Annotated in this window: 14 protein-coding genes and 1 pseudogene; 1 reads left to right on the top strand and 14 read right to left on the bottom strand. The window is 33.8% G+C overall.

The features are described from left to right. Nucleotides 1-120: 120 nt before the first annotated feature. The 10 genes from ACFOZZ_RS04425 to ACFOZZ_RS04470 all read right to left on the bottom strand — a co-directional run bounded on the left by ACFOZZ_RS04425 (nucleotide 121) and on the right by ACFOZZ_RS04470 (nucleotide 8,224). Entirely contained in the window at nucleotides 121-909 is a 789-nt protein-coding gene (locus tag ACFOZZ_RS04425; RefSeq protein ID WP_376814810.1) for a Cof-type HAD-IIB family hydrolase, read from the bottom strand. Between the two features lie 71 nt (nucleotides 910-980). Beyond that, nucleotides 981-1,244, bottom strand: coding sequence for a hypothetical protein (locus ACFOZZ_RS04430; RefSeq protein WP_055232834.1), 264 nt, complete (start codon nucleotides 1,242-1,244; stop codon nucleotides 981-983). Between the two features lie 19 nt (nucleotides 1,245-1,263). After that, the gene (locus ACFOZZ_RS04435) at nucleotides 1,264-2,100 is read right to left on the bottom strand and encodes a PTS system mannose/fructose/sorbose family transporter subunit IID (protein WP_055232832.1); all 837 of its coding nucleotides are present in this window, start codon (nucleotides 2,098-2,100) and stop codon (nucleotides 1,264-1,266) included. A 1-nt stretch (nucleotide 2,101) separates the two neighbouring features. After that, the gene (locus ACFOZZ_RS04440) at nucleotides 2,102-2,950 is read right to left on the bottom strand and encodes a PTS mannose/fructose/sorbose/N-acetylgalactosamine transporter subunit IIC (RefSeq protein WP_055288733.1); all 849 of its coding nucleotides are present in this window, start codon (nucleotides 2,948-2,950) and stop codon (nucleotides 2,102-2,104) included. Between the two features lie 30 nt (nucleotides 2,951-2,980). Beyond that, nucleotides 2,981-3,472, bottom strand: a complete 492-nt coding sequence (locus tag ACFOZZ_RS04445) for a PTS system mannose/fructose/N-acetylgalactosamine-transporter subunit IIB (protein WP_055288734.1) — start codon at nucleotides 3,470-3,472, stop codon at nucleotides 2,981-2,983. Nucleotides 3,473-3,486: 14 nt separating this feature from the next. Next, nucleotides 3,487-3,918, bottom strand: a complete 432-nt coding sequence (locus tag ACFOZZ_RS04450) for a PTS sugar transporter subunit IIA (protein ID WP_376814811.1) — start codon at nucleotides 3,916-3,918, stop codon at nucleotides 3,487-3,489. Nucleotides 3,919-4,032: 114 nt separating this feature from the next. Next, the gene (locus tag ACFOZZ_RS04455) at nucleotides 4,033-5,313 is read right to left on the bottom strand and encodes an extracellular solute-binding protein (RefSeq protein ID WP_376814812.1); all 1,281 of its coding nucleotides are present in this window, start codon (nucleotides 5,311-5,313) and stop codon (nucleotides 4,033-4,035) included. Then, complete coding sequence (locus ACFOZZ_RS04460; RefSeq protein WP_376814813.1) at nucleotides 5,303-5,977, bottom strand: response regulator; 675 nt, start codon at nucleotides 5,975-5,977, stop codon at nucleotides 5,303-5,305. The genes ACFOZZ_RS04455 and ACFOZZ_RS04460 overlap by 11 nt, the downstream gene beginning before the upstream one ends. Then, nucleotides 5,970-7,274, bottom strand: coding sequence for a sensor histidine kinase (locus ACFOZZ_RS04465; protein WP_376814814.1), 1,305 nt, complete (start codon nucleotides 7,272-7,274; stop codon nucleotides 5,970-5,972). Before ACFOZZ_RS04465 ends, ACFOZZ_RS04460 begins: the two co-directional genes overlap by 8 nt. Next, entirely contained in the window at nucleotides 7,274-8,224 is a 951-nt protein-coding gene (locus ACFOZZ_RS04470) for a sugar ABC transporter substrate-binding protein (RefSeq protein WP_376814815.1), read from the bottom strand. Before ACFOZZ_RS04470 ends, ACFOZZ_RS04465 begins: the two co-directional genes overlap by 1 nt. 166 nt (nucleotides 8,225-8,390) lie before the next feature. On the opposite strand from ACFOZZ_RS04470, the gene ACFOZZ_RS04475 reads away from it, so the two are divergent. Then, nucleotides 8,391-8,579, top strand: coding sequence for a hypothetical protein (locus ACFOZZ_RS04475; protein WP_055232820.1), 189 nt, complete (start codon nucleotides 8,391-8,393; stop codon nucleotides 8,577-8,579). A 46-nt stretch (nucleotides 8,580-8,625) separates the two neighbouring features. On the opposite strand, the gene ACFOZZ_RS04480 is transcribed toward ACFOZZ_RS04475, so the two are convergent. The 4 genes and pseudogenes from ACFOZZ_RS04480 to ACFOZZ_RS04495 all read right to left on the bottom strand — a co-directional run. After that, a complete protein-coding gene (locus tag ACFOZZ_RS04480; RefSeq protein WP_022425271.1) occupies nucleotides 8,626-8,811 on the bottom strand; it encodes a PspC domain-containing protein in 186 nt (61 codons plus the stop codon). A gap of 35 nt (nucleotides 8,812-8,846) precedes the next feature. Next, nucleotides 8,847-9,758, bottom strand: a complete 912-nt coding sequence (locus tag ACFOZZ_RS04485) for a glycosyltransferase family 2 protein (protein ID WP_320803200.1) — start codon at nucleotides 9,756-9,758, stop codon at nucleotides 8,847-8,849. Next, nucleotides 9,751-12,054: a YfhO family protein gene (locus ACFOZZ_RS04490; RefSeq protein WP_376814816.1), complete on the bottom strand. Its 2,304-nt coding sequence runs from the start codon at nucleotides 12,052-12,054 to the stop codon at nucleotides 9,751-9,753. Before ACFOZZ_RS04490 ends, ACFOZZ_RS04485 begins: the two co-directional genes overlap by 8 nt. 260 nt (nucleotides 12,055-12,314) lie before the next feature. Then, nucleotides 12,315-12,595: pseudogene (locus tag ACFOZZ_RS04495) on the bottom strand (transposase); the annotation flags it as partial.

Raw genomic sequence — 12,595 nt, forward strand, 5'->3', positions numbered from 1 at the left:
CTAAATTATTCAAACTTGTTTTTAAGTTCGTCTTTTTTTATACGTTTTGATTGATTTTTGTTTCACACTTTATTCCTCCGTAATTGCTTACATTATACTACATCTATCCGGAGATTTCTTCTATATAATATTTAATTTATGTAAAGCTTTGAAAATACCATCTTGATTATTGGTACTTGTTACGTCTTTTGCGATATTTTTAATATCATCAGGCGCATTTCCCATCGCAATACCCATTCCTACACTCTCTAACATCTCTTTATCATTATAGTTATCACCAAAAGCGACAATATCCTGTTTATTAATAGAATAATAGTCACATAGATGATTAATGGCATCTGCTTTAGTGACTCCTTCATTCATGATTTCTATTAAGATATCTGAAGAGCAAGCAATAGAACAATGAGGAAATCTGTCTTTTAAGCTTCTTTCTATCTCTTTTGTATAAAGAGGATTACACATACATAGTAGCTTATGTATTTTTCTAGAAGGATCTAAAGAAGAAAGTGTACCTTTCTGTGCTTCTGCTTTTACTATACGTTCTTCTCTTAATACACGAGGATCATCTTTGTCCTCAACTAGCCAATCATGTAATGCATAAGTATTAATAGTACAATCAAACTTCTTTTCTTTAATAAAAGTAATGACTTCTTCTGCCTGTTTATAGTTCATCCCATTTTCATATAATACCTGTCCCTTTTCATTTAAGATGAGTCCTCCACTAAAACATATCATTGGACAAACAATATCATTCTCTTTCAGTATTGGATAGATACCTTCTGGACTTCTTGCAGAGACAGGTAAAAAAGGAATATCTAAAGATTTAATAGCATCTCTTGTTTTAGGACTCATATGATGGTCATCTGTAAGTAATGTGCCATCAATATCACTTAATATACATTGATACATATTGTTACCTCCAAAAAAATGAGCATCACAATCAGTGATGCTCATATAATTGAATTCATAAGTTGATAGGATTATTGAATTAAATCTAATATCTTATTGACGTTGTTTCTACCATTTCTAATTCCAAGCCCAATAATCACAGATATGATTACACAAAGCACCATACCAACAATACCTACGATTCTTGTTATGAGAGATGTAGGTCCAAATAAAATGAACGTAAGGAATAATGAGGAAAAAATGATTGAACACTTTAGCCATCTCTTTAAGTTGTTAAGCATCTTTGTTTGATATTTTACTTCTTCTACATAATGTGATTTAAGCTCTTTATTCATGATAGAACGCTCCTTTATATTAGTATTTTAATCCAGGGTTGAAGAATCCAACGACTACACCTACAAAAGCAATGACTACAAGTAATAACATTACTTTGATAGGAGACATTTTCTTCTTAGCTAATAGATACCAGCAAAGAATAACGAATACTGCTGTTAAGAATCCAGGATAAACACCATCTAATGTTTTCTGTAATTCTAAGAAAGGTTTAGTTGCACCAGCTGCAGTCATTGTGAATGAAGTTTTGATACTTACCCAAGTAGCTGCAACAGCACCAATAACGATACCACCAAGCATTGTGATAGATTCTCTTAGTGCTTCACCCTGAGGACCTACTAAGAAGTCTACGGCTTTACCACCAAGTTCATAACCTTTGAAATATAAGAACTTCATTCCGAAGTATGCGAATAAGTTCCATACGATGATATAGAAGATAGCACCAAGAGGAGAACCTCCAGTACTCATACCTAAAGCGATACCTAATAAGATAGGAATAACAGTACCTACAACTAATGAGTCACCAATACCAGCGATTGGACCCATTAAACCAGCACGTAAACCATTGATTGTTTCATCATCTACGTCTTCAGCACCGTTTGCACGTGCTTCTTCAAGACCAGCAGTTACACCAACGATAACAGTACCTAACTGAGGTTCAGTGTTAAAGAAAGCTGTATATGTTTTTAAAGCTTTTGCCTGATCTTCTTTTTTGTCATATAACTCTTCGATAATTGGTAACATTGATGTTAAATAACCAAAAGTCTGCATATGTTCCTGTGAGAAACATGTAAGGTTACCATAATACCAATGATGGAATGATTTTGATAGAGTTTTCTTTGAAATCTTCTTTTCCATTTTAGATATCCTCCTCGTCATCATCATCTAAATCATCTGCAGCAACAACAGCTGTTTTTGATAAAGAAAGCATTTTGATCTTGTAATTGATTAAAGCGAATAATGCAGCAATTAATGTTGCAGATACTAAGTTAATGCCAAGTGAAGCAGCTAAAGTGAAACCAAAGAAGAATGGGATGAAATCTACTGCTTTAGTAACAATCTGTTTTAATAAGATAGCAATTCCGACACATGGTAATAATGAACCAACAGTGAATAAAGTCTTCATAGCAAGACCATCCATTGGTAAGTAGTTCTTGATTAATTCAACCATTGGTGCACCCATTTTACACATGATTAATGTTGGAATGAATGAACAAATGATATGTGAGATCCAAGGAAGTACCCAGTCAACTGTATATAATTTCTTGAAATCACCTTTTTCAACTGCAGTCCAGCCAATATGCTGCCATGCTAAGTTGATAGTCGCTGTTCCATAGAATAATACTGTACCTAATGTACCAACCATTGTACCAAATGAAGTAGCAAGACCCTGAGCTTTAACTGAAGCAGGATCTAAACCATAAGAATGAATCGCAATCATTGCAAGTGGAATACCAATGTAGCTGACAGCACGAACGTCTGCAGATACTGTTCCACCAGGAGTAACTAATGCGATATAAACTAACTGCATAGCGATACCAACAAGAATACCTGTCTTTAAATCGCCTAAGATAATACCACAAACTAAACCACCAACTAAAGGTCTACCTAATGTGTAGTTACCAATAGAAGTACCACCTAGACCTGGCATACTTGATAAACAAGCAAATAAACCAAGTAGGGCAGCTTGAAACCAACTAATTTCCATAATTTCTTTCTCCCTTAAATATAATATTTGTTAATAACCGAATTTACCTTTGAAGTCATCCCATGTACCAATTGATACATCTGGTAATAAGGCAAATTTGATTTTATAACCTGCTTTAGAAATTCTTTCGAATGCATCTGCTTCTTCCTGAGTAATAGACTGGTTATTACCAAGCTTTACAGCGCCTTCACGGTCATTACAAGGACCAACAATAACTGTATCAATACCACACTTGAATCCCTGATCTACTAGGATTGTAGCCATATCAACAGGATTCTTAGTGATTAAGAAATACTGAGTATCAGAGTCTAATACCTTCTGAGATTTCTTAGCGAAAGCATCAAGTGTCCAGACAAATGTCTTTTTACCACTTGCAGCTTTATAAGCAGCCTTTAATACGCTGTTATCTGCTGCTTTATCATTAACAGCAATTAATCCATCACATGGATATTCTCTTGCCCAGCGAGTACAAGTCTGACCATGAATCATACGGTCATCAATACGAATAAATGAAACTGACATTTTTGTTTTCCTCCTTAAATATCGTCTTCTTCGCTATCATCTTCTGATGCGAGTTTAAATTCTTTTAATGCTTCATGTGCTTCACCAAGTACTGCCTGAGGAAGCATTTCCTTATCCATGTTATCCTTCATTAATACTGTAGTTAATGCAAGTGGAAGGTTCATACCACCAAGGACAACTGTATTATTTGTTAAACCTTTTTCATTGATTACATTGAGTGCAGTAGTTAATGGTGATCCACCAATTAAGTCACCAAGAAGAATGATTTCATCTTCTGAAGTAATTGGACTTACTGCTTCTTTGAATACTTCTGCGAATTCATCAGCAGTCTTACCATTTTCTAATCCAACTGCAATAACTTCTTTCTTTTCTCCAGCTAACATAGCAAGTGCATTGGCTAATCCCTTAGCAAACTCACCATGGCTTACAAGTACTACATATTTCATTTCTTTTCTCCTCCTGTGACTACATTCTAGCATTCAAACGCTTTCATTCCATCTGTCAAAAGTCATGACTTCAATATGACATTTGTCATATTGAAAAAGAGTGGCCAAGCCACTCTATTCATTCAGGTATTTATTCACTTGTTTTTGTAATTCTATTAAAGAGAGATCGAAATCATCACTTGAATGAATCATCTTTATCATATTGGTATCAATCATCGTCTTCGCCCCATCATATTTCTTAAACTTTTCACGGTTACGTGCGCCCAGTAATGCCTGATTTAATAACGATATACTGATTTTAGAATCACCTGTTTCTTCATCGAGCATATCAATGATTGTTTGTGACTGTGCAACTTTCTTCAAAGGAGAAATTCCTTGAGAGTATTGTGTTAAAGAATGCTGAGTTGTTTGATCATGACATAATTCTTTTAATAGATTCCAAGCCTGTGATTTATGATATGATTTTGCACTCATACCCATCAATAATGTAGACACCTGTGCACTTCCCTGATTCTTTGAGGCAGTAGGCATCTTTAAACAATCCCATTCAAATGTAGAATACTTTTTAATACGCCATGGATAGGGCTTATATGTACGATATACAGCTAAAGAAAGAGGTGAAAAAGCAACTAACCCTTTATCAAATTCTTCAGATGTGACTGTATGTCCTTCATTTAAATTATTGAGTTTACGATAAAACTCTATAGCACGCTTCACAGCACTCTGGTCTAGATAACATTTCGTTCCCTTTTCGTTAAAGACCTGTGCACCATATGCATAAATAGAATCAAGCCATCCATAATCATAATAGCCATAATAATTTGAAGAATACTCAATTACCTTTTTACATATAGAATAGAAATCATCCAATGTCCAATCATTATCAGGCATCTGAATATGACAATTTTCCAGAAGGGTCTTATTCACAAACATCAATGTCGGATTACATTCATAAGGAAGTGCATATTGACTATTCGAATACGTTCCGGCTTTTAAAACACTGGAATAATAATCATCCGTACTAAAATTCTGATCAAAAGACATATAACTGTCTATTTCAGCAAGTGCACCGATAGAACTCAATGTATTAAAATCATCATCAAGAATCATAAAAACATCCGGTTCTTCTCCCTTGACAATCTTATCTGAAAGCCATGAAGAATAATCATTCTTCATGATTCCACTCTCATACTTCACTTTAACCCCTGGATATTTCTTTTCAAATCGTTCTATAGCGCCATCAATGATTTTATAGCTCTCTCCGCTTGGTACATCCCAGTTGCTTCCTGAGAAAACACCTAACTCCAAGGTAATTGTATCTGGGTAATTTGCGACAATCATGAAAAAGAGTGAAAAAACAACAATAACGAGAAAAATCTTTGACCTATTCATCATCAAACGTCCTTGTCATAAGACCACTTTCTACTGCCCATATAGCCAGCTGTGTGCGGTCTCTTAAATTTAATTTAGAGAGGATAGAACTCAAGTAATTTCTTACAGTTCCTTCAGATAAGAAGAGTTTCTGGGCAATTTCTTTATTGGATAAGCCATAGCCCACATGCTGGATCACTTTCCACTCCGGCTTGCTTAATGTTTCTACATCCTTTTCATCTACTTGTATTGCATAGTTGTTCTGCTGCATCTTAGAGAACATACTGAAGACTTTTGTCGCAATATCAGGATTGATCATTGCGCCTCCCGTATTGACTGTCACAATCGCTTTATAGAGTTCATCCATCGATACACCTTTTAATAAATAACCACTTGCCCCATAACGCAAAGCACTAAAAACAAAATCATCATCATCAAATGTTGTCAAAATAATAATCTTTGTATCAGGATACTTAGATTTCACTTCTTTTGTCGCTATTACACCATCCATCTTTGGCATACGAATATCCATTAAAATAACATCAACAACATTTTTTTCTAAAAATTTTAATACTTCAAACCCATCAGATACAGTCCCCACTACATCTATATCCTCATGTGTACCTAATACTATCTTCAATGATTCTCTAATCAGTTCCTGATCATCCGCAATCATTACTTTAATCATAAAGTTCTCCCTCCTGCATTGGAATTGTGACCACTGTTAAGAAACCATGATGTCCATCATATGTCACTTTTCCATTTATCATAGATAAACGTTCTGTCATCTGTTTTAATCCAAAGCCATAATGAATCTCTTCACATCCCTGTCCATTATCCTGGATTTCTAGTTTCAATTTCCGATCTTCTATATATATAGAAATATTAATATGCGTTGCATCTCCATGCCTTACTGCATTAGTAATACTTTCCTGAATGACTCTAAATAAAATATCTTCTTTTGTATTCTCAAAGTCCACCTTCTCAAGACGATAGTCTAAGGTGATTTCTAGATCACTGACACTGGTGAATTCTTCAATCATATTTTCTAATGCGCCTTTAAAGCCATGCTGTTCTAAAGCACCAGGTCGTAATTTATTCAATGAATTACGTACATCCACGATTCCCTGCCTTACAACTTTACTGATAACCATCAATTGTTGTTTGGTTGCCTGCGGATTGATATCGATCATCGCAATACAGGCATCAACACCTGCTGCAATTCCTGTTAATGCATGTCCTAATGTATCATGTATTTCACGAGCCAGTCTTTTTCTTTCTTTATCTTCTGCAATCTTTTCACTTACTGCAGCATAATTCTCTAATTCATGATTGACTTGATGAACCATGATTAATTCCTGTGTCATACGTTCATTTTCCTGTACTTCATTCGCAATATAAATCATCAAGAATAAAATAAAGAACAATAAATTCACAATATCTAGTAAATTGATTCCTACCTGTAATAACCCTCTTGTCGTACTTGTATACACATTGAGATATGCATCAGCATTCACAAGAGGAAATAATATACTGAAGAAATTATAGTTAGAAATAATAAGAATTAGACTTAACGGAATAGTCAGCCACTTAACATATTTATTCTCTTTAAATCTAAATAATGCATCACTGAATATCAAATAGATAATACCACTATAAATGAAATACAATGATTTCATAATAATAAAGCCTGTAAGTGTTTCAATAAGTAGAAAGAGAATATTCTCAAATGGATATTCCTTAACACGATGATCAAAGAAATTCATAAGTATCATGATGATTATATATAAAATCAATGATTTAAAGAAAATAATGGATGGATCTGTAGGAATGTAGTTTAGAGAACTCAGAAAGTCTCGTGAGATATTATTCATAATAATATACTTGGAACTAAACATGAATATCATTGCATAACTTGTAATCATGACGAGATTCCAGAACATCATTATTGCACGTATTCTTTTTAAATTAAATTGTTCTAACATTACTGCCACCCCCTGACATTGAAGGTATCAATATTGTCTTTTGTGATAAGTGTCACAGGGACCTCTATTATTTCAGGCACATCTTTTCTATTGAGAATAGAATACATATTCTTTGCGGCTAATCTGCCAAACTGGATAGGTGACTGAGCGGCAGTCCCTGCCACTAAAGGACTCTGCTTAATGAGTGACTTCAAATCTGGCGTGCCATCCACACCATAAACAAGAATATTTGTGCGCTTCATTGACTCAATAGCGGCCAAAGCACCTAAAGCTGAAGGATCATTTAAAGACATAACAACATCTACTTTAGGGTGTCTTTCTAGAACATTCTGCATCACCGGCATCGCACGTTCAAGCTGTCCTTCACATTCCGCAGAATCCACAATATGATATTGCGGATTATTTTTAATTGTGTCTATAAAGCCTTGAATTCTAGATTTTGCTGATTCAGCAGTGGAATGCTTTAATAAGACGATATTTGCTGATTGAAGCCTCTTCATCATATCTTGTGCACATAATACACCCGCATCATAATTATCTGATTCAATCGTGCAATCTATAAAATCACCATTATCAACCGCAGCATCAATTGCGATAACAGGTATTCCAGCTTTTCTTGCTGATTCTAAAGAAGTCAGCTTATTAGAAACAATAGGATTCACAAAGATTCCATCCACCTTCTTTGTAACAAATTCTTCTATCTGCTGATTCTGTTTCTCTATATCAAGTTCAGGATTACGAACAATAAGTTCATCTCCTTTTTTTTCTATTTCTTTTCTTAATTCATTGTTGATTACTTCATAAAAAGGGTTATTCATGGTCATATAAGTGGCCCCAAACACCAGATGTGTCTTATAGGGTGTGACATAACTTCCATATATCGTCCCAAGTAATGTCGCAATAACAACCCAGATAATAATATAAAGTGTCTTTCTGCTTCTTTCATCCATACTTTTTCACCTACTTGCATTCATTTTACCACAGTTTCAATCCATCATGTAGAATAAAAAAATTACATCTTTGTTATATTATTTATTACAAATCATTTTATTTGTATTATAATATATATAGCAAGGAATATCTCATTGTTTTTTATTATTCGAGGAGATGATTTTTATGTTAGATCTGAAAATTTTAAGTAATCCCTATGAAGAAGAATGCTTCTTAATTTTAAAAAGTAATCTTCCTAAAATGAAAGATGAAGATGCATTAGAACTCTATGTAAAACTTAAAAAGTCTTATAAAAAAGACAGAGGATTAATGCGTTATATCTTTGATGAAACAGACAAGATTGCACAAGAATAACAGCTATCTAACCCAAAAAAAGAAGGTTCTAACACGAACCTTCTTTTTAGTATTCACTTGGTACAATAACCGCAAGAATAATATATGCAAGAATACCGCTTCCTCCAAGTGCTGTAAATGCAACCCATCCTAATCTTACTAAAGTAGGATCAATCTGGAAGTATTCTGCAATTCCTCCACAAACGCCTGCTAACATACGATCATGTGCTGAGCGATATAGTCTTTTGTTCATTTTTTATCCCTCCTCACAAATATTACCATATATCCTTAATATTTTCTATTTGTATCTTTAATAATATAGATTGGTCTTTTCTTTGTTTCAAAGTAACAAGATGTACAATACTGACCAAGTATGGAAACAAAGATCAACTGGACACCACTTAAGAAAAGAATAAGATTGATCACTAATGTATGATAGTGCATCACTACAGAGATCACACTAATAATAAGAGATAAGAAAATCAGGAATGTACCTATAATACCTGCAAAAGTAATAGGTGTTGCCGAGAAAGAGAAGATACCTTTAAAGGCATAAGAGAATAGACTCGTAAAGTTCCATTTTGTCTGCCCTGCGGCTCTTTCTACATTATGGAATTCAATCCATTTTGTATCAAAACCTACAAAAGAGAATAAGCCTTTCATATATCTGTTATATTCTTTGAGTTCTAGTATGGCATCCACCATCTGACGAGACATCATTCTAAAGTCCCCTGCACCATCATCCATATCCATCTTTGTTAATTTCTGAATGACTTTGTAGAAGGAATGAGAAAGGAAGTTACGAAGTCTTCCTTCTCCAGTACGGTCTACTCTTTTACCTGCTGCACAATCATAGCCTTCATATTTACAGGCATGATACATGTCAGGTAGAAGTCTAGGTGGATGCTGTAAGTCGGCATCCATGATAACAACATAGTCACCTGTAGCCTTTTCTAATCCTGCAAACATGGCTGCTTCTTTCCCAAAATTACGAGAGAATGTGAAATAGAAACAATGGCTATCTTTTTCAGCAAGTTCTTTTAAGACTGATGCTGTATGGTCTTTAGACCCATCATTTATAAATAATAGTTCATAGTCGATATCTGAAATACGATGTAATTGTTTAGTCGTTTCCTGATAGAACATAGAAACAACGTCCTCTTCATTAAAACAAGGAACGATAATACTGATTTTATCCATTTAAATAACTCCTTCCATAGACATAGAATATAATTAATAAAATAACGCCTGCACCACTTGTAATACATGCAAGAGTATATCCAGGTGGACTAAAGGTGATCTTTACTTGATGAGATCCTTCACTTATAGGACATCCAATAAAAGCTTGATTCACTTTTTCAATATTGACTTCTTTATTATCAACATAAAGACGGTAACCTTTTTCATAAGGAATACGGGTAATGAAGTAACCATCTTTTGATACATGGATGTTTCCTTCTAAAACATGAAAAGTTTTCTTTATCTTTAAGGCATCTACTTTTTGATTTAAGGCTGATGCAGGTAATGTATGCATCTTGATATTCTTAATCAAATAGTTTCCTTTAGATAAAGAAACCTTTAATTGGTTTGTAGTAGTGACAAATGTGAAATGTGTATGCGGATGATAATAAGGGTTTGTAATACTTGCTAGCTTATTTTTCATTCCATTGACTGTGATAGAGACACCTTTTTCAGGTCTGTTGTTGACAATATCACATTCTAATACAACGATTTCATTGTTTGTCTGGCGCTTAAGTGTCAATTCTATCTTCTGTTTGTTTTTAATATGATAGGATTTCTTAAATCCTGGATTTTCTTCTACAAATTGACTTTTGTAGTGACTATTACCTTTATTCACAATGGCACAATTCATTAATGTATCCAATGTATAAGGATAAGAGAGCTGTTTAAACTGCTTCTCACTCATTAATGAACTTGTTGCATAGGCCTGTGGTAAGGCTGTATTGGATTGGTAAAGCTTAATCTTCTTAGCCTGATCTTTTAAAGAATAACCATAAGGAGCCTGTCTTTTAGATATCACTGTATCAATACCTAGTGTTCTTAAGTAGAAGATATTGTCGGTATCATTCTGGGCGACACGGTTATTTGTCGGAATAGGTATTCTTAATGTATCAAATAGGAATGTGTTGTAGTATTTATTATTTGTTGATGTATAACCTGATACACGCTTTATTCTATTCCCATATGTCTGATTGACATTCTGTCTTGTAGTAAGATCGGCTGCAGTGACTATCTTATTTCTTCTTACTAACTGTGATACATTCTTTTCATACTTCTTAGGCTGATAGAAAGAGGATGGACAGTTTGTACAGGACACAACCAACAACGGTATAACAAGATAAGCATAAATAAGATTCTTTCTTTTCTGTAATAAAAGAAGAATCACAAAGAGACAATCTATAAATGCTAAAAGTGGGTATTTAATGAAAAATACTGGAATAATAAGTAGTACAAGAGAATACTTAGAGAGTTTGATATTTCCCTCTTTAATCTTAACAAACATCATACACATGATATAAGCGACGAGTGGTATAAAGACAAGCATGATCTTACTTCTTGCATATAAGAAGCCATTCATAATAAACCATACAAATGGAGAGTAGAATGATACAAGACATACAGCTGAAAGCTTCTGTAACTGTTTATCACTTAATGCGAGAACTAAGAGTATATAAGAGATATAAGTGAGTCCACACCCATATTCACTATAAAGAAGTCCTTTTAAATTAAGTGAAGGAATAAATAGAGAAGCAAGCTGTGTAGGAGCCCCAGATTTCCCATTGCCTAAAATAACAAGTAATGTAGGGATCGTCAGTATTGCTGTCAATAAGACAATGAGTATATAAGAGACAAAGAGCTTCTTCCATTCACCTGGATGACGATAAAGAAAATAGATAAAACATACAATAAAGCATCCAATACAATAGAAATAACTATGAAGTACAATTAAACTCCCACATAGTGTAAAAGCCAGAAAGTTCTTCTTTTCAATACTGATTAAAGCTAAAAATAAGAAAGGCATATAATTCACAAACATGATCTGTTTATGAGAATGAAAGAAGATACTTGATAATAATACAAGTAAACTGACAAAAATGCAGATGTTCTCATCTTTAGTATGCTGTCTTAAGAATATATAACAGCATAAAACAGACAATGTCATCATCAATACACTATACGCAATGATAATTGTCTGCATATCAATATGTATAAGTAATGCACCTATGAGTATGTCAGGTCTTAAATAGCCATAATATGAGAAATGATAGATATTGCCTCCACCCATCAATTCTTTAATATAGGTAGGAAAAAGTGTTCCTTCACTTCTTATGGCATGTCTTAATGCATCCCCAATAACGACATGCTGGCTATACCAGTCAACCCTGTTTCCAAAGACATGAGTTGTAAACAGGAATACGGATACAATGCTTAATAGACCTAATAGACAAAGAGTGCGTTTGTCTTTTCGTGTCATGATTTTCACCTCGCTACTATTGTAAGAAATAAACCTTAATTTTAGGCTTAATATTTTCTTAATAACGCTTAATTTTTATAAGTTTTATGTTTAAGAATTCTTAAGATTTCTTTTAAGGTTTTTTAAATAAAGAGATGGTACTTGACTTTAGAATCCAGCATCTAAACATAGTGATAGTTTTAAAAAAGCAGCATGAAATTCGCTTTTGAATATCATGCTGCTTTCTTTATGTTATGTAAATGAATAATCTACAGTTAATTTTATATTTTGTAACTGAATATTCTCTTTATTTCTCTTTCTGTCAGGAAGTAATTAGTAAGTGGAAGATCTGTTATCTTTGCTAAATCTATTATAAAATCACTTGACTGAGTTGTATTAATATATCTAGTTTCACCTCTAACTACCTGAAATCCTCTGGTAAATCTCATAATATCTGATGTGCTGTATTTATTATTAAGCACCTTGAACTGCAGTATTCTTTCAAGAAGCACTGCGAGATAACAGATGAGGAAATGACCCTTGATGGTGCTCTCCTTCTGAA

This window comes from Catenibacterium sp. GCM10023432, assembly GCF_042651925.1.
Taxonomy (GTDB): domain Bacteria; phylum Bacillota_I; class Bacilli_A; order Erysipelotrichales; family Coprobacillaceae; genus Catenibacterium; species Catenibacterium mitsuoka.